Annotated in this window: 19 protein-coding genes; 7 read left to right on the top strand and 12 right to left on the bottom strand. The window is 65.6% G+C overall.

Annotated elements, in window-relative coordinates:
- Positions 1–26 precede the first annotated feature (26 nt).
- The 4 genes from BLP96_RS05250 to tatC are packed head-to-tail and all read left to right on the top strand — an operon-like array spanning position 27 to position 1,840.
- Positions 27–362: a phosphoribosyl-ATP diphosphatase gene (locus BLP96_RS05250; RefSeq protein WP_089683841.1), complete on the top strand. Its 336-nt coding sequence runs from the start codon at positions 27–29 to the stop codon at positions 360–362.
- A 48-nt stretch (positions 363–410) separates the two neighbouring features.
- The gene (gene tatA, locus BLP96_RS05255; protein WP_089683843.1) at positions 411–674 is read left to right on the top strand and encodes a Sec-independent protein translocase subunit TatA; all 264 of its coding nucleotides are present in this window, start codon (positions 411–413) and stop codon (positions 672–674) included.
- Positions 675–680: 6 nt separating this feature from the next.
- Positions 681–1,082, top strand: coding sequence for a Sec-independent protein translocase protein TatB (tatB, locus tag BLP96_RS05260; protein WP_089683844.1), 402 nt, complete (start codon positions 681–683; stop codon positions 1,080–1,082).
- Positions 1,079–1,840, top strand: a complete 762-nt coding sequence (gene tatC, locus BLP96_RS05265) for a twin-arginine translocase subunit TatC (protein ID WP_089683846.1) — start codon at positions 1,079–1,081, stop codon at positions 1,838–1,840. Before tatB ends, tatC begins: the two co-directional genes overlap by 4 nt.
- 101 nt (positions 1,841–1,941) lie before the next feature.
- On the opposite strand, the gene elbB is transcribed toward tatC, so the two are convergent.
- Positions 1,942–2,604 carry an isoprenoid biosynthesis glyoxalase ElbB gene (gene elbB / locus BLP96_RS05270; protein WP_089683848.1) on the bottom strand — a complete coding sequence of 221 codons (663 nt, stop codon included), beginning with the start codon at positions 2,602–2,604 and terminating at the stop codon, positions 1,942–1,944.
- Between the two features lie 217 nt (positions 2,605–2,821).
- Here elbB and hemB point away from each other — a divergent pair, with 217 nt between their 5' ends.
- A complete protein-coding gene (gene hemB, locus BLP96_RS05275; protein WP_089683850.1) occupies positions 2,822–3,829 on the top strand; it encodes a porphobilinogen synthase in 1,008 nt (335 codons plus the stop codon).
- Positions 3,830–3,870: 41 nt separating this feature from the next.
- Positions 3,871–6,090 (top strand): polyphosphate kinase 1, encoded by a 2,220-nt coding sequence (gene ppk1, locus BLP96_RS05280; RefSeq protein WP_089683853.1) that lies wholly within the window; start codon positions 3,871–3,873, stop codon positions 6,088–6,090.
- 15 nt (positions 6,091–6,105) lie between these two features.
- Here ppk1 and BLP96_RS05285 read toward each other — a convergent pair whose 3' ends face one another.
- The 8 genes from BLP96_RS05285 to rho all read right to left on the bottom strand — a co-directional run bounded on the left by BLP96_RS05285 (position 6,106) and on the right by rho (position 13,040).
- Positions 6,106–6,618 carry a DUF3087 family protein gene (locus BLP96_RS05285; RefSeq protein WP_089683854.1) on the bottom strand — a complete coding sequence of 171 codons (513 nt, stop codon included), beginning with the start codon at positions 6,616–6,618 and terminating at the stop codon, positions 6,106–6,108.
- Positions 6,619–6,902: 284 nt separating this feature from the next.
- Entirely contained in the window at positions 6,903–7,970 is a 1,068-nt protein-coding gene (locus BLP96_RS05290; RefSeq protein ID WP_089684087.1) for a 3-deoxy-7-phosphoheptulonate synthase, read from the bottom strand.
- Positions 7,971–7,975: 5 nt separating this feature from the next.
- Complete coding sequence (locus tag BLP96_RS20095; protein WP_176761464.1) at positions 7,976–8,140, bottom strand: hypothetical protein; 165 nt, start codon at positions 8,138–8,140, stop codon at positions 7,976–7,978.
- 309 nt (positions 8,141–8,449) lie between these two features.
- Positions 8,450–8,575 carry a hypothetical protein gene (locus BLP96_RS20475; protein WP_281182549.1) on the bottom strand — a complete coding sequence of 42 codons (126 nt, stop codon included), beginning with the start codon at positions 8,573–8,575 and terminating at the stop codon, positions 8,450–8,452.
- A gap of 147 nt (positions 8,576–8,722) precedes the next feature.
- Positions 8,723–9,436, bottom strand: coding sequence for a dihydromonapterin reductase (gene folM, locus BLP96_RS05295; RefSeq protein WP_089683856.1), 714 nt, complete (start codon positions 9,434–9,436; stop codon positions 8,723–8,725).
- Complete coding sequence (locus tag BLP96_RS05300) at positions 9,433–10,212, bottom strand: NAD(P)H-flavin reductase (protein WP_089683858.1); 780 nt, start codon at positions 10,210–10,212, stop codon at positions 9,433–9,435. The genes folM and BLP96_RS05300 overlap by 4 nt, the downstream gene beginning before the upstream one ends.
- Positions 10,209–11,708 (bottom strand): 4-hydroxy-3-polyprenylbenzoate decarboxylase, encoded by a 1,500-nt coding sequence (gene ubiD / locus BLP96_RS05305; protein ID WP_089683860.1) that lies wholly within the window; start codon positions 11,706–11,708, stop codon positions 10,209–10,211. Before ubiD ends, BLP96_RS05300 begins: the two co-directional genes overlap by 4 nt.
- A 72-nt stretch (positions 11,709–11,780) precedes the next feature.
- Entirely contained in the window at positions 11,781–13,040 is a 1,260-nt protein-coding gene (gene rho / locus BLP96_RS05310) for a transcription termination factor Rho (protein ID WP_089683862.1), read from the bottom strand.
- Positions 13,041–13,541: 501 nt separating this feature from the next.
- On the opposite strand from rho, the gene ppx reads away from it, so the two are divergent.
- Positions 13,542–15,065, top strand: a complete 1,524-nt coding sequence (gene ppx / locus BLP96_RS05315) for an exopolyphosphatase (RefSeq protein WP_089683864.1) — start codon at positions 13,542–13,544, stop codon at positions 15,063–15,065.
- Here the strand turns inward: ppx and tilS are convergent.
- From tilS to dnaE, 3 genes are all read right to left on the bottom strand, one after another.
- Positions 15,046–16,347: a tRNA lysidine(34) synthetase TilS gene (gene tilS, locus BLP96_RS05320; RefSeq protein WP_089683866.1), complete on the bottom strand. Its 1,302-nt coding sequence runs from the start codon at positions 16,345–16,347 to the stop codon at positions 15,046–15,048. The two genes, ppx and tilS, sit on opposite strands and share 20 nt — an antisense overlap.
- A gap of 92 nt (positions 16,348–16,439) precedes the next feature.
- A complete protein-coding gene (locus BLP96_RS05325) occupies positions 16,440–17,393 on the bottom strand; it encodes an acetyl-CoA carboxylase carboxyltransferase subunit alpha (RefSeq protein WP_089683868.1) in 954 nt (317 codons plus the stop codon).
- A gap of 250 nt (positions 17,394–17,643) precedes the next feature.
- The gene (dnaE, locus tag BLP96_RS05330) at positions 17,644–21,147 is read right to left on the bottom strand and encodes a DNA polymerase III subunit alpha (RefSeq protein ID WP_089683870.1); all 3,504 of its coding nucleotides are present in this window, start codon (positions 21,145–21,147) and stop codon (positions 17,644–17,646) included.
- Between the last annotated feature and the right edge of the window lie 181 nt (positions 21,148–21,328).

Genomic DNA, 21,328 nt, shown 5'->3' on the forward strand with positions numbered 1-21,328 from the left:
GATCCACCGCAATCGGAGCACCTGTCATGCGTGATATTCTCGACGAACTCTTCGACGTGCTGGCAAGCCGCCGCAGCGCCGATCCTGCCGACTCCTACGTGGCCAGCTTGCATCACCGCGGGTTGAACAAGATACTCGAGAAAGTGGGCGAGGAAGCCACGGAAACCCTGTTGGCAGCCAAGGATGCCGAGGGTGGCGGCAATGCCGAACGTCAAGCGTTGATCGCCGAAACGGCCGACCTGTGGTTTCATAGTCTGGTGATGCTGTCGCATCTAGGGCTCGATCACCGCGACGTACTCGACGAGCTGGGCCAGCGCTTCGGCATTTCCGGGCACGAAGAGAAGGCCGCAAGGTCAAAGTGAACTCGACGTCCGGTATGACCGGACACGCGAACCAGAGGGGTAACCTTCATGTTAGGTGGTATCAGTATCTGGCAGCTGCTGATCGTACTCGGCATCATCATCCTGATCTTCGGCACCAAGAAGCTGCGCAACGTGGGCAGCGACCTGGGCGGCGCCGTCAAGGGCTTCAAGCAGGCCGTCAACGAAGAGGACAAGGAAGACAAGGACAAATCCCAGGCCAAGGTCACTCATGAGGAGACGCCCAACACCTATGACGTGCGGGCCGAAGAGAAGACCGAGGACAAGGTCGAGGACCGGGAAGAGCGCAAGTAAGCCGCCATGTTCGATATCGGCTTTCTCGAACTGTTGCTGCTCGGCATCGTCGGGCTGCTGGTGCTGGGCCCCGAGCGGCTGCCCAAGGCAGCGCGCACCCTCGGTCTGTGGGTCGGCAAGGTCAAGCGCACCGTGTCGGGCATGCAGAAGGAAATCAATGCCCAACTCGAAGCCGAGGAGTTGCGTCAGAAGCTCAAGGAACAGCAGAGCAAACTCGACGAAAGTCTCGGCAAGGCCAAGCGCGACGTGGAAAGCCTCGCCGAGGAGCCTCCTCCCCAGCGGCGCGGAGTTCCGGCGTCCGACGAAAAGACGACCAAACCGGCCGCCGAACGTCTCGACGACGCCCTGACCGATGTCAAGGACGACACCACCTCCGCTGATGACAAGAGGGATGTCTCGCCCCGATGAGCGACCCCAACGAAAAACCGGACCTGGCCCAGGCTCCGCTGATCGAGCATCTGGTGGAACTCCGTTCGCGTCTGCTCCGAGCGGTGGTGGCGATCCTGGTGATCTTCCTGGCGCTCTACTCTTTCGCCAACGACATCTACACCTTCGTGGCGCAGCCGCTCATGGCGCTGCTTCCCGAGGGCTCGCAGATGATCGCCACTGAGGTGGCCTCGCCCTTCCTGGCCCCCTTCAAGCTGACCCTGGTGGTGGCGGTGTTCGCCGCCATCCCCTACGTCCTCCACCAGGCATGGTCTTTCGTGGCGCCCGGCCTCTACGACAACGAGAAGGCGCTGGCCCTGCCGATACTGGCCTCCAGCATAGCGCTCTTCTATGCCGGCGCCGCCTTCGCCTATTTTGCGGTCTTTCCGCTGCTGTTCGAGTTCTTCACCCAGACCGGGCCGGAGAACGTGGCGGTGATGACCGACATCAACCAGTACCTGAACTTCGTCCTCAAGCTGTTCTTCGCCTTCGGCGTGGCCTTCGAGATTCCCATCGCTACTTTTCTGTTGATCGTCTCCGGCGCCACCACGGTGGAAAGCCTCTCCAAGAAGAGGCCCTACATCGTGCTGGGCTGTTTCGTGGTGGGCATGCTGCTCACCCCGCCGGACGTGATCTCGCAGAGTCTGCTGGCCATTCCCATGTACCTGCTCTACGAGATCGGTCTGCTGTTCGGCCGCTTCGCACGCCGCAAGAAACGCGAAGCGGAAGACGACTTTTGAGCGATAAGCTTTAAGCTGTAAGCCATAAGAAAACCCCCAAGGCTCGATGCTCTGGAGGTTTAACTGACGGCTTATAGCTTACAGCTCCCGGCGCAGCCGGGTCACAGATCCATCATTTCGTCGATGCGGTCGACCAGCTTGAAGATGCCGGTGGCTGCCTCGCTGATGCGAGTGGCGAGCATGTAGGCTGGCGTCGACACTACGCGGTTCTCGAAATCCACCACGATGTCTTCCACGCCGCAGCTACGGTGCAATCCGCCCATGGTGCTTATCGCGCCGGCTACGCCGGGGTCATGGCCCACGGTGACGGCCACGCCGGGTCCCAGCAGCTTGGGTGACAACACTGGTGCGATGCACATCAGCCCGATGGGCTTGCGTTCGGCATGAAAGTCCTCCATCACCGCCGTGAGCGCCTCGAGCACTTCCATATCGCTGCCGGCGGCGGCGAAGTTCGACAGGTTCTTGGCGGCACCGAACCCACCGGGCAGGATGACCGCGTCAAAGTCGTCGGCATCGAGCGCCTCGAGAGGTGCGATGTCGCCACGCGCCAGTCGCGCCGCCTCGACCAGCACGTTGCGCTCTTCCCCGTCGACTGCCTCGCCACGGCAATGGTCGACGACGTCCTGCTGCGAAATATTCGGGGCGAAACAGCGATAGCCGATGCCCAGCTGGTCCAGCCGCAGCAGCGTCAGCGTCGTTTCGTAGATCTCCGAACCGTCCTGAACGCCGCAGCCCGACAGGATGACCGCCACCTGTTTGCTCATGCTCTTATCCTCCTCTGAGCGGCCCGCCCGAGGGAAGCCCGCAACCGTAGCCTGAAAGCCAACACTGTAGTGAGTCGCGCCGGGTGCGACAAGGCGCGACTTCCGGCACCCTGCGACACTGATATACTCGTTGTCACGACCCACTTGTCATCGAAACGTCATCCGGCACGTCTAGACTGCCCGGGTGGCGTTTCGAGACACCAGCCGGAGAAGCACCTTGAGTTTCCAGATACCGCGCCAGTTTCCCGCCACGCGCATGCGGCGCATGCGTCGCGATGATTTTTCCCGTCGTCTGATGCGCGAATCCACCCTGACTGCCGCCGACCTGATCTGGCCGGTGTTCGTGCTGGAAGGCGAGAACCGCCGCGAGGCGGTCCCCTCCATGCCCGGCGTCGAGCGGCTGTCGCTGGACCTGTTGATCGAGGAAGCGCGCGAGGCCTATCAGCTCGGCATTCCCGCTCTGGCCCTGTTCCCAGTAGTGGATCCGGCACTCAAGAGCGAGCTGGCCGAGGAGGCCTACCATGCCGGCGGCCTCGTGCAACGCAGCGTGCGCGCTCTGAAGGACGCCATTCCGGAACTCGGCGTGATCACCGACGTGGCACTGGACCCGTATACCAGTCATGGCCAGGACGGCATCATCGACGACAGCGGCTACGTGCTCAACGACCGCACCGTGGAGACGCTGCTCAAACAGGCGCTCTCCCACGCCGAGGCCGGCGCCGACGTGGTCGCCCCTTCGGACATGATGGACGGTCGCATCGGCGAGATTCGCCGGGTACTGGAGCAGGAGCACCTGCCCAACGTGCGCATCATGGCCTACAGCGCCAAGTACGCCTCCCACTACTACGGCCCCTTCCGCGATGCCGTGGGTTCGGCCGCCAATCTGGGCAAGGCGGACAAGCGTACCTACCAGATGGATCCGGCCAACGGCGACGAGGCGCTCCACGAGGTGGCCATGGACATCGCCGAGGGCGCCGACATGGTGATGGTCAAGCCCGGCATGCCCTACCTGGACGTGGTACGCCGCGTCAAGGAAGAGCTCAAGGTGCCCACTTACGCCTATCAGGTGAGCGGCGAGTACGCCATGCACATGGCCGCTTTCGAGAACGGCTGGCTGGATGCCGACGCGGTGATTCTCGAGTCGCTGCTCTGCTTCAAGCGTGCCGGCGCCGACGGCGTGCTGACCTATTTCGCCAAACGCGCGGCACGAATGCTCGCCCAGTGACCGGAAGGCTGTGCCCTTCCGGCTCGATGATGAGAGGAACCATGGAAGACTCGCACAGCCATCCTGCATCCGATACCCCATCGTCACGAGTCGGTGACGCCCAGGCGCCGGCCGACACCGCTGGCGAGCCCGTCACGCCGCGGCTCAACCAGACCGGGACCGGGATCAAGCCCAAGGCGATTCCCGACCCGGAAGCCGACCTCGGCGACCCGAGTCTGTACTTCAACCGCGAACTCTCGCACCTGCAGTTCAACATCCGCGTGTTGGAGCAGGCCCTCGACGAAGCCCACCCGCTACTCAACCGGCTGATGTTCCTGCTGATCTTCTCGTCGAACATGGACGAGTTCTTCGAGATCCGCGTGGCCGGCCTCAAGCACCAGATCGCGCTGGGCGATGAGTCGACCGGAGCCGACGGACGTTCACCGCGCTCGGTACTCAGCGAAATCAGCGAACTGGCCCACGCCCAGGTGGCACGCCAGTACCAGATCCTCAACGAGGCGCTGATTCCCGCGCTGGAAGCCCATGGACTGCGCTTCCGTCGCCGTGGCGAATGGAACGTCGAGCAGCGAGGCTGGGTACGCGACTATTTCGAAGCCGAGATCATGCCAGTGATCAGCCCCATCGGCCTGGACCCTTCGCATCCCTTCCCGAGGCTGGTCAACAAGAGCCTCAACTTCATCGTCGAACTCGAGGGCAAGGACGCCTTCGGTCGCGAAGGGGGCTTGGCCATCCTGCCCGCTCCCCGCTCGCTGCCGCGGGTGATCGCCCTGCCGAACGCCTTGTGCGAAGACGGCTTTCGCGAGTTCGTGTTCCTGTCGTCGATGATTCATGCCCACGCCGAAGAGCTGTTCCCCGGCATGGCGGTGCGTGGCCTCTACCAGTTCCGCCTGACCCGCAACGCCGACCTCTCCGTGGATCCAGAAGAGGTTTCCGACCTGGCCTCGGCGCTGCGCGGCGAACTGTTGGCGCGACGCTACGGCAGCGGCGTGCGCCTGGAGGTGGCCGACAACTGCCCCGAAGAGCTGGCCTCTTTCCTGCTCAAGCAGTTCGAGCTCGAGGAAGCCGACCTGTATCGCGTGAGCGGTCCGGTCAACCTGACGCGCATGATGTCGGTACTCGGCGAAGTCGACCGCCCCGACCTGCTCTATCGCCCGTTCACGCCCGGCATTCCCAAGCCATTGCTGCGCAAGGAGAGCCTGTTCTCGGCCATCGCCGCCGGCGACATCCTGCTCCACCACCCCTTTCAGTCCTTCGCGCCGGTCGAGGATCTGCTCCGCGAGGCGGCACGCGATCCCGACGTGCTGGCCATCAAGCAGACGCTCTATCGCACCGGCGCCGACTCCACCATCGTCAGCGCTTTGGTGGAGGCCGCCGGCAACGGCAAGGAAGTCACGGTGGTGATCGAGCTGCGCGCGCGCTTCGACGAGGCCGACAACCTGGCGCTGGCCTCGCGGCTGCAGGAGGCCGGCGCCATCGTCATCTACGGCGTAATGGCCTACAAGACCCACGCCAAGATGGTGCACATCGTGCGTCGCGAGCGGGGCAAGCTGCGCCACTACGCTCACCTCGGCACCGGCAACTACCACGCCAGAACGGCCAAGCTGTACACCGACTACAGCTTGCTCACGGCCAATCCAACGCTATGCGCCGACGTGCACAAGGTCTTCCAGCAGCTTTCCGGCATGGGCCGTGCCCGACACATCGAGACGCTGCTGCATGCGCCCTTCACGCTGCATGAACGCGTGGTGGCAATGATCGAACGAGAGGCGGAACACGCCCGTCGCGGACGGCGCGCCCACCTGATCATCAAGTGCAACTCGTTGACCGAGCCCAAGCTGATCCAGGCGCTCTACCGAGCCTCCCAGGCCGGCGTGGAATGCGACCTGATCATTCGCGGCATGTGCTGCCTGCGCCCCGGCCTCCCCGGCATCTCGCAGACCATTCGCGTGCGTTCGGTGATCGGCCGCTTCCTCGAGCATACCCGCGTCTTCCACTTCCACAACGACGGCAGGCCGGAAACCTGGTGCTCCAGCGCCGATTTCATGGCACGCAACATGTTCCACCGCGTGGAAACGGCCTTTCCGTTGCGCGACAGGAAGCTGGCGGCCCGAGTGCGCAAGGACCTGGAAACCTACCTGGTGGACAACTGCCAGAGCTGGCTCTTGCAGCCCGACGGCACCTACCGCCGCCCCCAGCGCGGCGACAGCGCCCCGATCAGCGCTCAGGAGACGCTGCTCTACGCCTACGCCGCCAAGGCGTGACAATCAGGCGTTAGCCTACCTCTTGCGGAAGGCGCGCAGATCCTCCGGATCGAACGCCTCGACGCGTTCGGGCAGGCCCTTTTCATGGCGCAGTTGCCGCACACGCAACCGTTCGGCCAACAGTTCGCTGTCGTCGTCGAGGGTGCGGCCGTTGAGCTCGGCGAGCTGGGCCATGCCCTGGTGGTAGACGGTCAGCAGGTGCAGAGCGACGTCGTTGCCCTCCTCCACGCCGCGGCGCAGGCTCGAAAGGTAGCCGCTGATCCGCGACAAGTGGTGCTTGAGCTGCCACACGTAGCGCATTTCCGCCATCCAGGGACGCTCGCGCAGCACGGCGAATACCAGGCTGGTGGCCATCAGACCGAGCAGCACGCCCAGCGCATTGAGCCACAGGCTGGAGCCGAACGTGGCGGTGAGCAGCTGCGCGAACACCAGCCCGAAGACGATCAACTGGCCGGCCATGGCCACGCTGATGATGCGCGCCTTGCGCCGGTAGGTGTCCGGGTCGTGGTCCTCGAAGGTGAACGGCATGTCGGGCTCCTTGGGGCGGTCGGGAATGGCGCGATTATCCCGACATCGCCCGCTCCGGTACAGTCGCTCGGTCAGCGCGTCACGGAATCGACGTCAGATATGAGCGCCGGGGACAGGTCGAAGAGGAGGTCCGATGCCAGGGGTGAAGAGCGTTGCTCCGAACGGGCTGGCCAGGGATGGCCAGCACCGGTCCTGCAAGCGGAGCGGGACGCGAGAGCGCCGCAGGGCATCGGTAGCGCCCAAGAAGGGGGCCGCAGCGCCTCCTCGTAGACCTGTCGACGGTGCTAGCGAAGCCGCTCGGCGGCCTCGCGCAGCAGCGCCTCGGTCTCCTCCCAGCCCAGACAGGCATCGGTGATCGAGACCCCGTAGCGCAGCCGGTCACGCTCGAGCGGCTGCTTGCCCTCGTGCAGGTGGCTCTCGAGCATCACCCCAGCCAGCGCCGTTTCGCCGGCCCGGCGCTGCTCCAGAATGTCGCGCAGCACCGTCGCCTGGCGACGGTGGTCCTTGCACGCGTTGGCGTGACTGCAGTCCACCATCAGCCGTGGGTTCAGCCCAGCATCCGTGAGCGACTCGCGGGCGGTGCGTACCGAATCGGCATCGTGATTGGGACCGCTGCGCCCGCCGCGCAGCACCAGTTGGGTGTGAGCGTTGCCGGCGGTATCGCGAACCACTGGCCGGCCAGCCGCATCCAGGGCGAAGTGGCGATGCGAGTGGGCCGCCGAGCGCATGGCGTCCAGCGCCACCTGAACCTCACCCCCGGTGGCGTTCTTGAAACCCACGGCGGCCTCGAGGCCGCTGGCCAGCTCACGGTGCAATTGCGATTCGGTGGTGCGTGCACCGATCGCCACCCAGGCCAGCAGGTCATCCAGGTAGGGCGCCAGCATCGGCTGCAGCAGTTCGGTAGCCACCGGCAGGCCCAGAGCCGCGATCTCGCGCATCAGCTGTCGCGACAGAGCCAGTCCGCGCGCCATGTCGCCGCTGCCGTCGAGGTCGGGATCGTAGGCGAGTCCCTTCCAGCCCACGGTGGTGCGCGGCTTCTCGACGTAGACGCGCATCACCGGCAGCAGGCGGTGGGCCACCGCAGGCGTGAGTTCGGCAAGACGCCGCGCGTACGCCAGCGCCGCCTCAGGATCGTGAATCGAGCAAGGGCCGACGACCACCAGCAGGCGATCGTCGTCACCCGCGAGAATGCGTTTGACGGCGCCGCGCTGCGCAGCCACGCGTTCGGCGAGTTCGGAAGACAGGGGCAGCCGATCGTGCAGCTCGGCCGGGGTAGGAAGTCGCGTTTCGCAACAGGCAGTGCGGGCGGTGTCGGGGGATTGGCGCTTGGCCAGGGAAAGCGGGGCATTCATGGCGATCAACTCCGTGAGGTCGGCAAACATCGTGTCGAGTTCATGCCACCGGCAATCTCACGGTCGGAGGTGGCGCACTGAACCGACCGCGCTTCGCTAAATCGCCAATAGCCGTAGTAGCCAGCGAAACCGGTCTGCAGGCGATGGGCGAAAGCGATGGGTGCGGTCATGGTGCCTCTCCTGATGTCTCTCACGTCGGTGTCGGTTACCCCAAAATGCAGAACCCCCGGGCGGGCAGCCGTCCGGGGGTCTGTGCGGAGGCGGCCCTGGTGGTGTGCCGCCCGGCGATGTCGCGTCTTGCGTTCAGGACATGGCCACCGGCACACCGGTCATAAACCAGTAGCCGAACCAATAGCCACGCACGCCGCCAACGACGTGAACGTCGTCATGCACAGACTGGGCGTGGAAGATCGGGGGCATGGCTCTCTCCTTGATACGTCGCTTCATCCTGCCGCAATGCAGAACGGCTGGCAAGGGCCTCAGGCGACGAGCAGCAGATAAAGACCGATGGTGGCCGGCAGACAGCTCATGCTCACCAGCACGAGCAGGCCCATGATGATGCTGAGCAGACCGCTGTCGTCACGAAAATCGTCATGATGTGCCATGGTATTGCCTCGTTTTGTCGTCAGGGGACCTTAGGCGTTGCCCGAAAGCTGGCTACGCTCAGCGACTGTTCAGGCAGAGCCAAGTTTACCTTGGGCAGCGTCAGCCATCGACCGTGGCCGGCCGGTGACCAACGTGAGGTCGGCGCTCTAGCGGAGGTGGCGGCCACCGTCCACCGGCAGGGTGACACCGGTGACGTAACGATTGTCGAGCAAGTAACGAAGGCTCTGATAGATCACTCCGGGACCGGGGATCATGTCCATGACCGACTTGGCCTTGGCCTTCTCCACGTAGGCCTCGCTGTCGCCTTCATTCAGCATGATCAATGCCGGGGCGATGGCATTGACCTGAATCGACGGCGCGTACATGGCCGCGAAGGAGAGCGTCAGGTTGGCAAGCCCCGCCTTGGTGGCCGCATAGGCGGCATGCTTCTTCGACCCCTTCTGCACCACGTAGTCGGTCAGGTGCACGATGTCGCGCTGCGGTTCGCGACACGCCTCGAGTAGCTCGCGAGCGTGCAGGTTGATCAGATAGGGCGCCAGCATGTGCACCCGGAACAGCCGCTCGAAGGTCGCCCCTGCCTCGTCGCCGGAGGAATCCGGCGCCCAATCGCTGGCGTTGTGCACGATGGCTCGCAGCGCTCCGGTCTCGGCCTTGAGCCGGGCCAGGAAGTCGTGAATGCCCGCCTCCGTCGCGAAATCCGCCTGCAGGGTGACGATGCCCCGCTCGCGCAGCGCCTTCAGTTCGTCACGCTCACGGCGATAGCTGACGATCACCGGATGCCCGTCGTCGACGAGGCGCTCGGCGCAGTGGCGTCCCAGACGCTGGGCCCCTCCGGTGATGAGTATCGGTGCGGCACTCATGCATCGGCCTCCCGCCTGAGGCTGCCCAGGGTGGGCACCAGGGGATCGCGGGGTGCGTAGGCGAAGACATCGGAAAAGGTGCGCGACGCCACCAGCCCGAACGAGGCCAGCACGTCCACGCAGGCATAGACCATGCCGGGCGAGCCGGAAAGATAGACGTCATGCTCGCTGACGTCGGTGAGAGTGGCTGCCAGCGCCTGGTCGATGCGGCCACGATGGGCGATGACCCGCTCACCGGAAACCGGCGTCTCCGGCGCACGCTCGGTGACCAGATGGAAGCGGAAGGCCGGGTGCTCGGATGCCCACTCGCGCGGCAGGCTCTCCAGGTAGAGGTCGCGCCGCTCGCGGGCCGCCCACCACAGCTCGATGGGGCGTTCGGGAGCCTCGTGCAGCGAGGCTTCGACGATCGCCTTCATCTGCGCGAAACCGGTGCCGGCAGCAACCAGCAGCAACGGACGCGTGCTCTCGCCGTCCAGCACGCAGTCGCCGCCGGGCAGATGCAGCGTGAGCCGTTCCGCCGTCTGCACGAGATGCCGAAGCTGGGCCGAATTCTCCCGCTCCGGCCAGTGCTGAATGTGCAGTTCCAGGGCGCCGTCACCCACGTGGGCATTGGCGATGGAGAACGGCACCCAGGTGTCGTCGTCGAGCTTGAGTTCCAGGTACTGGCCCGGCGCATGCGCCATGGCCTCGGCGCGCCCGGATAGGCGAACCCGGAGCACGTCGGGGGTCAGATCCTCCACTGCCGTGACTCGGCAGGTCAGGGTCTTTGCCGTCATGAATGCCTCTTGTCATCAGGAGATTGGGGGAGCGCGATTCCCAGCTCGTTCCAGCGTTCACTGACACGGGCCTTGACGGCCTCGTCCATGACGATGGGCGTGCCCCATTCGCGGTCGGTCTCGCCAGGCCATTTGGTCGTTGCATCGAGCCCCATCTTGGAGCCGAGCCCGGCCACCGGCGAGGCGAAGTCGAGGTAGTCGATGGGCGTGTTCTCGACCATCACGGTGTCGCGGGCCGGATCCATGCGGGTGGTGATGGCCCAGATCACGTCCTTCCAGTCTCGCGCGTCGACGTCGTCGTCGAGCACCACCACGAACTTGGTGTACATGAACTGACGCAGAAAGCTCCACACGCCCATCATCACTCGCTTGGCGTGGCCTGGATACTGCTTCTTCATGGTCACCACCGCCAGGCGGTAGGAACACCCCTCCGGCGGCAGGTAGAAATCGACGATCTCGGGGAACTGCTTGCGCAGGATCGGCACGAAGACTTCGTTGAGGGCCACGCCCAGTATCGCCGGCTCGTCGGGCGGCCGACCGGTATAGGTCGAATGGTAGATGGCGTCGCGCCGCATCGTCATGCGTGTCACCGTGAACACCGGGAAGTGGTCCACTTCGTTGTAGTAGCCGGTGTGATCGCCGTAGGGGCCTTCCGGCGCCATGTCGTCGGGATGGATGACCCCCTCGAGGATGATCTCTGCCGAGGCAGGAACCTCCAGGTCGGCATGGCCGCATTTGACCAGCTCGGTGCGCGAGCCCCGGAGCAGCCCGGCGAAGGCGTACTCGGAGAGCGTATCCGGTACCGGCGTCACCGCACCGAGGATGGTCGCCGGGTCGGCACCCAGTGCCACAGCCACCGGGAAGGGCTCGCCGGGATGGGCCGCCTGCCACTCCTGAAAGTCCAGCGCCCCGCCGCGATGCGACAGCCAGCGCATGATCAACCGATTCCTGGAGAGCTTTTGCTGGCGGTAGATGCCGAGATTCTGCCGGGTTTTGTGCGGCCCGCGCGTGACCACCAGCGGCCAGGTGACCAGCGGCGCGGCATCGCCGGGCCAGCAGTGCTGGATGGGCAGGCGGCCGAGGTCGACGTCCTCGTTCTCGAGGACCACCTCCTGCACCGGTGCCGAGCGCACCGTCTTGGGCCCCATGTTCATCACCTGCTTGAAGATCGGCAGCTTCTCCCAGGCATCGCGGAAGCCCTTGGGCGGGTCGGGCTCCTTGAGAAAGGCGAGCAGCTTGCCCACCTCGCGCAGCGCCTCGACGCTGTCCTGGCCCATGCCCATGGCGACCCGCTTCGGCGTGCCGAACAGATTGCCCAGCAGCGGCATGTCGTGGCCCTTGACGTTCTCGAACAGCAGCGCCGGCCCCCCGGCGCGCAGGGTGCGGTCGCAGATCTCGGTGATCTCGAGATAGGGGTCCACCTCGGCAGAAACCCGTATCAGCTCGCCCTGGGCTTCCAAGGCCGCGATGAAGTCGCGCAGGTCATTGTACTTCATTCGATTTCCCGTTTCCGGAACGACGAAAGGGGCAGCTTAGCATGCCGCCCCTTTCTGCACCGCCGATACCGCTTAGCGGCGCTTCATCGCCTCGAAGAACTCGAGGTTCGTCTTGGTATCTTTCAAGCGATCGATGAGGAACTCGGTGGCTGCGGTATCTTCCATCGGGTTGAGCAGCTTGCGCAGGATCCACATGCGCTGCATCTCTTCGTCGGAGGCGATCAGATCCTCGCGGCGGGTACCGGAACGGCGAATGTTCATGGCCGGGTAGACGCGGCGCTCGGCGAGCTTGCGGTCCAGGTGGGCCTCCATGTTGCCGGTGCCCTTGAACTCCTCGAAGATCACTTCGTCCATCTTGGAGCCGGTGTCGACCAGCGCCGTGGCGATGATGGTCAGGCTGCCGCCTTCCTCGATGTTGCGCGCCGCACCGAAGAAGCGCTTGGGCTTCTCCAGGGCATGAGCGTCGACGCCACCGGTGAGCACCTTGCCGGAACTGGGTACCACGGTGTTGTAGGCGCGCGCCAGGCGGGTGATGGAGTCGAGCAGGATCACCACGTCCTTCTTGTGCTCGACCAGTCGCTTGGCTTTCTCGATCACCATCTCGGCGACCTGCACGTGGCGCGCCGGCGGCTCGTCGAAGGTCGAGGCGACCACCTCGCCACGCACGGTGCGCGACATCTCGGTCACCTCCTCCGGGCGCTCGTCGATCAGCAGTACGATCAGGTGGCATTCGGGATTGTTGCGGGTGATCGACGTTGCGATGTTCTGCAGCATCAAGGTCTTGCCCGCCTTGGGCGGGGAAACCAGCAGACCGCGCTGGCCCTTGCCGATGGGAGCCACCAGGTCGATGATCCGCGCCGTGATGTCCTCGGTGGAACCGTTGCCGATTTCCATGCGCAGCCGCTCCTGGGGGAACAGCGGCGTGAGGTTCTCGAAGAGGATCTTGTGCTTGGCGTTCTCCGGCCGATCGAAGTTGATCTCGCTGACCTTGAGCAACGCGAAGTAGCGCTCGCCCTCCTTGGGAGGACGAATCTTGCCGGAAATGGAGTCGCCCTTGCGCAGGTTGAAGCGCCGGATCTGCGACGGAGAGACGTAGATGTCATCGGGCCCGGCCAGATAGGAGCTATCGGCGCTGCGCAGAAACCCGAAACCATCCTGGAGGATCTCCAGCACGCCGTCCCCGTAGATCGCCTCGCCGCTCTTGGCGTGCTTCTTGAGGATGGCGAAGATGATGTCCTGCTTGCGCGAGCGAGCCAGGTTGTCGATGCCCATTTCCCTGGCGATTTCCAGAAGTTCCGGAACGGGCTTTTGCTTGAGTTCGGTGAGATTCATCGGTGCGTTCGGAGGTTGCTCATATCAGCGTGACGGCGCGACGCCGCGGAAACGACGGGAATGAAGAACGGTACGCCGCAAGGGTGCGTTCATGACCCGGGAAGGCATCCACTGCGTGGCGATGACCGACGGGTGGTGAACAAGACGCTCGACGCGATTCAGCCAGAGGTCTCGGCTGAAGGACGCAAGCCGCAAGGCAGCATCATGGTCGAGGGAGCAGCGCTAGTGTCGCCTGGACTACCATCGCCTGCACTCGGCTCGCGTGCCTCCGTGATGACCGGCACGGGATCGAGGACGAAAAAAGGGACTGACTGACGACTTGAGTTGACCGCGACGCGAAGGCCGTGTCTCGGCCGGAAAGCATTCGGAACAGGCGAACGACTCGATGGTAGACAAGCCCGACGGGGAACGCAACCCCTGTCGCCACCACTGCTGGCGCGGCGATTGACAAGCCCCCGATGGCACCGCACCCTTTTGCCCACCTGCCGCCAGGACATTCCCATGACCGACGTCACGGACCGCAACTCCCCCCTTGCCGCTCGCCAACCCGCGCTGACCCGTCTGGCAGCCATCGACCTGGGCTCCAACAGTTTCCACCTGCTGGTGGCCAATGCCCTGGGCGGCCGCCTGCAAGTCGTGGCACGCCGCGGCGAGAAGGTACAACTGGCCGCCGGTCTGGATGATGCCGGCCGGCTGGATGACGCTGCCTTGGAACGTGCCATGGCATGCCTGGCACGCTTCGCGCCCTTCGTCAGCGACATCGCCCCGGGCAACCTGCGCGTGGTGGGCACCAACGCCCTGCGCGACGCCGCCAACAGCGAAGCGCTCATCGAGCGCGCCGAGGCACTGCTCGGCTGCCGCGTGGAGATCATCGCCGGCCGTGAGGAGGCACGCCTCATCTATCTGGGGGCCGCCCACTCCCTGGCCGAGAATGGGCGACGGCTGATCGTCGATATCGGCGGCGGCTCCACGGAGTTCATCATCGGCGAGCGTTTCGAGCCGCTGGCACTGGAAAGCCTGCAGCTCGGCTGCGTCTCGTACTCCCGCCGCTTCTTCGCCGATGGAGCCATCACCGAGAAAGCCTTTCGCCGCGCCGAACTGGCCGCCCACTCCGAGCTGGCCAATATCCAACGTCCCTACCGCGAGCTGGGCTGGAACGACCCCGTCGGCTCCAGCGGCACCATCAAGGCCGCCGCTGCGGTGATCGCTGCCGCAGGCGATGCCCCGGAAGGAACGATCACTCGCCATGGCCTCGAACGGCTCCGCCAGCGGCTGCTGCAGAGCAAGCACGTCGACAAGCTCGACCTGACTGGACTGAAGGCCGATCGTGCCCGAGTCTTTCCCGCCGGCGTGGCCATACTCGGCGCCATTTTCGAGGCTTTCGAACTGGCCACGATGCGCTACGCCGACGGTGCCCTGCGCGAGGGGGTGCTCTACGACATGGTGGGTCGCAACAGCCCGGAAGACACCCGACTCAAGACCATCGAGGCACTCGAGCAACGCTACGGCATCGACTCGCGCCAGGCCCGCCATGTCGCCGACACCGCCACGGCGCTGCTCGGCCAGGTACGCGAGCCCTGGGCGCTGGACGAGGAGCAGGCACGCTTCCTCGCCTGGGCGGCGCGCCTGCATGAGATCGGCCAAGCCATCTCCCACAGCCAGTTCCACCGCCACGGCGCCTACCTGCTGGAGCACTCGGATCTCGCCGGCTTCTCGCGCCCCGAACAGCGCCGCCTGGCCTTTCTGGTTCGCGCTCATCGGCGCAAGTTTCCGGTCAAGGAGTGGCAGGCTCTCCCGGCAGCCGAGAAACCCGCCCTCGGCAAGCTGGCCCGATTGCTGCGACTGGCGGTCTTGCTCAACCACGCCCGTCCCGAGCGCCTTCCGGCGATGCCGACGCTGTCCGCCAGAGGCGATGACCTGCACCTGCTGCACGAGTCCGCCGAGGATCCCTCGCTGCTGCACACCGACCTGGAGCAGGAAGTCGACTACCAGGCCGCTGCCGGGTTCACTCTGACCCTGGACTGAGTGGCGGCTCGCCCCGCCACCCCTCTCCAACCAGCAGCCATTGACATCGGTCCGGTGCCAACACGGCCACGGGCGTCCCGTCGTGCCAGACCACCAGCAGGCGCGCACGCTCCCAGGGCGGCACCGCCATCTCTTGCAGCAGACGCTTGAGGTCACGCACACCGCGACCGGGAAGACGCAGTCGCTCGCCGCCTCGGCGAACCGCCACACGCAACCCGACGACCGGCGTGTCGGTCGTCGAAACCAGCGAGGCCCGACATTCGCCAAACGGCGATGGAATGGGCGCCAGGCCATCCCAGTCGTCGATCCGCCAGTCGAAAGGAACCCCGGCGGACGGCGTCAACAAGTGCAGTATACCGCGCCAGACCCTCGCCTCTCCCCCGGGCCAGGCCACCTGCACTTCGGCATCGTATCGAGCGTCGAGCTGGCCGAGCAGCGTTTCCAAGCGCGTCGCAGGCGGCAGTGCCAACCCCAGGCGCTCGCAGCAGTGACGCACCAGCAACCGCCGACGCGGCAGCGAGAGCGCCGCCAGCCCGGCCACCTCGAGCCGAGCCGGCTCACCGCCAAGACGCACCAGATCCAATGCCGCGAGCTCGCCGAGCAGGCCGTCGGCCTCGCCCGCCCGTGCGGCACTGTTCGCCAGGGCTCGGCCGGCGCCGGACCAGCGCGTTTCGAGGAGAGGCAGCACACGATGGCGCAGGAAATTGCGATCCAGGGTCACGTCGCGGTTGGAAGGGTCGTCGATCCAAGTCAGACCCAGCGCCCTAGCCTTGGCTTCCAGCGCACTTCGCGCCTCGCCCAACAGCGGCCGCTCGAGCCGGCGCCCCCGCCAGTCGCGGCATGCCGGCATGGCGGCCAGACCGCGCACACCGCTGCCGCGCAGGGCCGCAAGCAGGAAAGTCTCGGCCTGGTCGTCGCGGTGCTGGGCCAGCCATAGCGTCTCGCCGGGCGCCACGCGTCGCGCGAAGGCGTCGTACCGCGCCTCGCGTGCCGCCCCCTCCAGCCCTTGGCCGTTCGCGACATCGACGACCGCGCTCTCCACGAACAGGGGCACCCCGAGCCGCGAACACAGGCGCCGACAGTGGCCTTGGAAATCATCGGCGGCCGCCTGCAGGCCGTGATTGACATGCAGGGCACGGAGCGGCCGGGGGTGGTGGCGGCAGGCAGCGGCAGCGAGCGTCAACAGCAGGCTGGAGTCGAGCCCCCCGGAGAGAGCGACCCAGACGCAACGCCCCGGCGGGGTTCTCGCCAGGGCGTCATCGATCAGCAACTGAAGGGACATCGGCAACCCTCACCCCCAACGGGGCCGCTCGAGCGATGGCCAGGGCAAAAACCGGCGCAATCGGCCGGGTTGGCACACCAGCCAAAGGCCCGTTAAGCCGGAGCGCCGAAGCTCATCAGCTTCTCGTAGCGCCGCTCGAGAAGCGTCTCGGTGTCCATGCCATCGAGGCGTTCGAGGCTTTCCTGCAAAGCCGTCTTGACGCGTTCGGCGGTGGTCTGCGGGTGTCGGTGGGCACCGCCCAGGGGTTCGGGAATCAGGGTATCGACCAGTCCCAGTTCCCTGAGTCGCTCGGCGGTGATGCCCATGGCCTGGGCCGCCTCGGCGGCCTTTTCGGCACTCTTCCACAGGATGGAGGCACAGCCTTCCGGCGAGATCACCGAATAGGTGGAGTATTGCAGCATGGCCAACTCGTCGCACACGCCGATGGCCAGCGCCCCGCCGGAACCGCCCTCGCCCACCACGGTGGCGACGATCGGCGTCTTGAGCCGCGACATCACCGCCAGATTGTAGGCGATCGCCTCGCTCTGGCCGCGCTCCTCGGCATCGATGCCCGGGTAGGCGCCGGGGGTGTCGATGAAGGTCAGCACCGGCATGCGGAAGCGTTCGGCCATCTCCATCAATCGGCATGCCTTGCGGTAGCCCTCGGGGCGCGGCATGCCGAAGTTACGGCGCACCTTCTCCTTGACCTCGCGCCCTTTCTGGTGACCGATCACCATCACCGGTCGATCGTCGAGGCGCGCCACTCCACCGACGATGGCGGCGTCGTCGGCGAAACGCCGGTCGCCGTGAAGTTCGTCGAAATCGGTGAAGACGTGCTCCAGGTAGTCGAGGGTATAGGGGCGCTGGGGATGTCGCGAGAGCTGCGAAACCTGCCAGGGCGAGAGGTCCTTGAAGATCGACTCGGTGAGCTTGCGGCTCTTCTCCTCGAGTCGGCCGATCTCGTCGCTGAGGTTGACCTGGCTATCGTTGCCGACCAGGCGCAGCTCCTCGATCTTGGCCTGGAGCTCGGCGATGGGCTGTTCGAAATCGAGATAGTTGGGGTTCATTGGCTGGAGGCCTTGTTGGGTTTCACCGCCCGGCCCGAATCGGGCCGACGGCGCGAAAAGTGAAAGTGGCTGGCATTATCGCACCCTCAACGCGCCACGCAAGGCGGGCCGCATCCGCGACAGGCCAGCTCGATCCGCAGCCTCGCTCGAGGCTGTTCCGGCGACAGGTCTCCGGCTATTCTCTGGCAGCCCGCAGCCCGCAGCCCGCAGCCCGCAGCCCGCAGCCCGCAGCCCGCAGCCCGCAGCTAGCTTATCGGTACTTGAGCCGCACGCCATCCTGCCCCTCGACGTCTCGCAGCCCGGTCAGCAGCTCGTCGCAGGGTGTGACCCGCCACTCGTCGGCCAGTTCCAGCCAGCCGGCCGCCACGGCGTTGCGGTACCGCAAGCGCACCGGCAGGCCCCCGACGTCGCGGTAAGGCGCCAGACTCGCCTGCAGACTGTCCACCAGCCGGCCGTTGGCACGAGTGCCGTCGAGCGAGAGCTCCACCGCTTCTCCATAGCGGGTGCGCGCCGCCACCATGGGCGTGACTTCCTTGCCGCGCAGGCGCAAACCGCCGGAGTAGTCGTCCGTCGACACTTCGCCTTCGACGATCAGCACCTGATCGGCTTCGATCTGGCCGCGCAAGGCGTCGAAAAGCTCGCCGAACAGCGACGCCTCGATACGCCCGGTGCGGTCGTCCAGGGTGACGAAAGCCATGGTATCGCCACGCTTGGACTTCATGGTGCGCAGACCCACTACCAGGCCGGCCACTCGCTGCGGTTCGCGAGAGGGCTTGAGATCGACGATGCGCGTGGCCACGAAACGCTCGAGTTCCTTCTCGTACTCGTCGATGGGGTGGCCGGTGAGGTAAAGCCCCAGCGTCTCCTTCTCGCCGGCCAGGCGCTCCTTGTCGCTCCATTCGCGCACCCTGAGATAGTCGGCGTAGGCATCGCCATCGGTGTCGTCGTCGACGAAGGCCTCGCCGAACATGTCCATCATGCCGAGATTCTGGTTGGTCTGGGTCTGAGCGGCAGCCTTGAGGGCATCGTCCAGCGCCGCGGCGAGCACGGCGCGGCTCGGCCCCAGGTTGTCCAGGGCACCGGAGCGTATCAGTGCCTCCAGGGTGCGCTTGTTCATGCGCCGCGGGTCGATGCGCCGGCAGAAGTCGAAGAGGTCGCTGAAGGGGCCTTCGGCTTCGCGCGCCTCGACGATGGCGCCGATGGGTCCCTCGCCCACGCCGCGAATGGCGCCCAGGCCGTAAACCACCCGGCCATCGCCGTCCACGGTGAACTTGTAGCCGCCGACGTTGACGTCGGGCGGCGTCATGGTGAGCCCCAGGTGGCGGCACTCCTCGATCAGCGGTACGACCTTGTCGAGGTTGTCCATTTCGGTGGACATCACCGCCGCCATGAAGGGCCCCGGGTAATGGGCCTTCAGCCACGCCGTCTGGTACGACACCAGCGCGTAGGCTGCCGAGTGCGACTTGTTGAAGCCGTAGCCGGCGAACTTCTCCACCAGATCGAAGATGTTGCCGGCCAGATCCGCATCGATGCCGTTGGCCTCGCATCCCTCCAGGAAACCGACGCGCTGCTTGGCCATCTCCTCGGGCTTCTTCTTGCCCATGGCGCGGCGCAGCAGGTCGGCCTGGCCCAGGCTGTAGCCGGCCATTACCTGGGCGATCTGCATCACCTGCTCCTGGTAGAGGATGATGCCGTAGGTGGGCTCGAGCACCGGCTTCAAGAGCTCGTGCTGGTAGTCGGGGTGCGGGTAGGAGATCTCGGCGCGACCGTGCTTGCGGTTGATGAAGTCGTCGACCATGCCCGACTGCAGCGGCCCGGGGCGGAACAGCGCGACCAGCGCGATCATGTCCTCGAGCGAGTCGGGCAGCAGGCGCTTGATCAGCTCCTTCATGCCCCGCGACTCGAGCTGGAACACCGCCGTGGTTTCGGCGCGCTTGAGCATCTCGAAGGTCGGCTTGTCGTCCAGCGGGATGCTGTCGATGTCGAGCGGCCCTTCCCCCGCCGCGGCACGCACCTTGTCGACCATGGCCAGCGCCCAGTCGATGATGGTCAGGGTGCGCAGGCCCAGGAAGTCGAACTTGACCAGCCCCGCCTCTTCGATGTCGTTCTTGTCGAACTGCACCATCAGCCCCGAGCCGTCCTCGTCGCACAGCAGCGGCGCAAAATCGGTGAGTTTGGTCGGCGCGATCACCACCCCGCCGGCGTGCTTGCCGGTACCGCGGGTGATGCCCTCGAGCTTCTCCGCCATCTCCCAAATTTCGGCGGCTTCCTCGTCGGCTTCGAGAAACTCGCCCAGCGCCGGTTCGGCCTCCAGCGCCTTGGTCAGGGTCATGCCCACCTCGAAGGGGATCAGCTTGGAGAGCTTGTCGCCCAGCGAGTAGGGCTTGCCCTGAGCGCGGGCTACGTCACGCACCACCGCCTTGGCAGCCATGGTCCCGAAGGTGACGATCTGCGAGACGGCATCGCGGCCGTAGCGTTCGGCCACGTAGTCGATGACTCGGTCGCGCTTTTCCATGCAGAAGTCGACGTCGAAATCGGGCATGGAAACCCGTTCGGGATTGAGGAAACGCTCGAAGAGCAGATCGTAGCCGATAGGGTCGAGGTCGGTGATCTTCTGGGCATAGGCCACCAGCGAGCCGGCACCGGAGCCCCGCCCCGGCCCCACCGGAACGTCGTTGTCCTTGGCCCACTGGATGAAGTCCATCACGATCAGGAAGTAGCCGGGAAAGCCCATCTGGATGATGATGTCGAGCTCGAAGTCGAGCCGCTCCCGGTAGCGAGCCTCGATGGCACGGTACTCCTCGCCGTCGCGCGGGTACCTCTCTGCCGGGTAGAGGAAGTCGAGACGTTCGTTGAGACCGTCGTGGGAGATCTTGCGGAAGAACTCGTCCTGGGTCATGCCCTCGGGAATCGCGAACTCCGGCAGGAAGATCTCGCCCAGGCGCACGTCGACATTGCAGCGCGCGGCGATCATCACGCTGTTCTCGAGCGCCTCGGGAATGTCCGAAAACAGTTCGGCCATCTCCGCCGGGCTCTTGAGATACTGCTCCTCGGTATAGCGGCGCTCGCGGCGTGGGTCGTCGAGAGCCTTGCCCTCGCCGATGGCCACGCGCGTCTCGTGGGCCCAGTAGTCGTCGCGGGCGAGGAAGCGCACGTCGTTGGTGGCCACCACCGGCGTTGCGCTCTCGACGGCGAGTTCCACCGAGAGATGCACGCACTCTTCCTCCAGCGGGCGCCCGGTACGGGTCAGTTCCAGATAGAAGCGCCCGGGAAAAGCGGCATTCCACTCATCGAGCAGCACGCGTGCTTCCTCGCGGTGATCGCTGAGCAGGTGGCGGCCGATCTCGCCCTCGCGACCGCCCGAGAGCGCGATCAGCCCCTCGCTCTGGTCGAGTACCCAGGCCTTGTCGAGCACGGCGCGCCCCTGCTGCTGCCCATCGACCCAACCCCGCGAGATCAACTCGGTGAGGTGGCGATAGCCGACCTCGTTCATGGCCAGCAGCGTCAGGCGGTAGGGATGCGCTTCATCATGGGGGTTGGTCAACCACAAGTCGGCGCCTATCAGCGGCTTGAGCCCCGCTCCCTCGGCACTCTTGTAGAACTTGACGAGCGCGAAGAGGTTGGCCTCATCGGTGACCGACAGCGCCGGCATGCCTTGTTCGGCCGTGGCCTGGACCAGCGGCTTGAGGCGCACCAGGCCGTCGACCAGGGAGTATTCGGTATGGACGCGAAGGTGAACGAAGGGCGTGGTCATGGTGGACTCGAGGCTTGACGGTAAATGGTCGGCACGGAAATGAAGCGATGGCACTGGCGACATATGGCAGCCTCGCTCGGAGCTACCCCGGCGACAGGCCTGCGGGGAGGCGCTGTGAATACCTCCTTGTACGCTACCGATTCCTTCCCTGGAATCGGACCTCCCCTGCGGCCTGCCCCCG

Origin of the sequence: Billgrantia gudaonensis (genome assembly GCF_900100195.1) — a bacterium.
GTDB lineage: Bacteria > Pseudomonadota > Gammaproteobacteria > Pseudomonadales > Halomonadaceae > Halomonas > Halomonas gudaonensis.

What these genes read in the sequence shown, in the direction of transcription:
- BLP96_RS20475 (WP_281182549.1), bottom strand. Translation starts at nt 8,575, where the DNA reads ATGGCACATCATGACGATTTTCGTGACGACAGCGGTCTGCTCAGCATC.
- folM (WP_089683856.1), bottom strand. Translation starts at nt 9,436, where the DNA reads ATGAGTGCCGCACCGATACTCATCACCGGAGGGGCCCAGCGTCTGGGA.
- tatA (WP_089683843.1), top strand. Translation starts at nt 411, where the DNA reads ATGTTAGGTGGTATCAGTATCTGGCAGCTGCTGATCGTACTCGGCATC.
- elbB (WP_089683848.1), bottom strand. Translation starts at nt 2,604, where the DNA reads ATGAGCAAACAGGTGGCGGTCATCCTGTCGGGCTGCGGCGTTCAGGAC.
- BLP96_RS20095 (WP_176761464.1), bottom strand. Translation starts at nt 8,140, where the DNA reads ATGACCGCACCCATCGCTTTCGCCCATCGCCTGCAGACCGGTTTCGCT.
- dnaE (WP_089683870.1), bottom strand. Translation starts at nt 21,147, where the DNA reads ATGACCACGCCCTTCGTTCACCTTCGCGTCCATACCGAATACTCCCTG.
- tatC (WP_089683846.1), top strand. Translation starts at nt 1,079, where the DNA reads ATGAGCGACCCCAACGAAAAACCGGACCTGGCCCAGGCTCCGCTGATC.
- ubiD (WP_089683860.1), bottom strand. Translation starts at nt 11,708, where the DNA reads ATGAAGTACAATGACCTGCGCGACTTCATCGCGGCCTTGGAAGCCCAG.
- BLP96_RS05300 (WP_089683858.1), bottom strand. Translation starts at nt 10,212, where the DNA reads ATGACGGCAAAGACCCTGACCTGCCGAGTCACGGCAGTGGAGGATCTG.
- BLP96_RS05325 (WP_089683868.1), bottom strand. Translation starts at nt 17,393, where the DNA reads ATGAACCCCAACTATCTCGATTTCGAACAGCCCATCGCCGAGCTCCAG.
- BLP96_RS05250 (WP_089683841.1), top strand. Translation starts at nt 27, where the DNA reads ATGCGTGATATTCTCGACGAACTCTTCGACGTGCTGGCAAGCCGCCGC.
- ppk1 (WP_089683853.1), top strand. Translation starts at nt 3,871, where the DNA reads ATGGAAGACTCGCACAGCCATCCTGCATCCGATACCCCATCGTCACGA.
- tilS (WP_089683866.1), bottom strand. Translation starts at nt 16,347, where the DNA reads ATGTCCCTTCAGTTGCTGATCGATGACGCCCTGGCGAGAACCCCGCCG.
- ppx (WP_089683864.1), top strand. Translation starts at nt 13,542, where the DNA reads ATGACCGACGTCACGGACCGCAACTCCCCCCTTGCCGCTCGCCAACCC.
- tatB (WP_089683844.1), top strand. Translation starts at nt 681, where the DNA reads ATGTTCGATATCGGCTTTCTCGAACTGTTGCTGCTCGGCATCGTCGGG.
- rho (WP_089683862.1), bottom strand. Translation starts at nt 13,040, where the DNA reads ATGAATCTCACCGAACTCAAGCAAAAGCCCGTTCCGGAACTTCTGGAA.
- BLP96_RS05285 (WP_089683854.1), bottom strand. Translation starts at nt 6,618, where the DNA reads ATGCCGTTCACCTTCGAGGACCACGACCCGGACACCTACCGGCGCAAG.
- BLP96_RS05290 (WP_089684087.1), bottom strand. Translation starts at nt 7,970, where the DNA reads ATGAATGCCCCGCTTTCCCTGGCCAAGCGCCAATCCCCCGACACCGCC.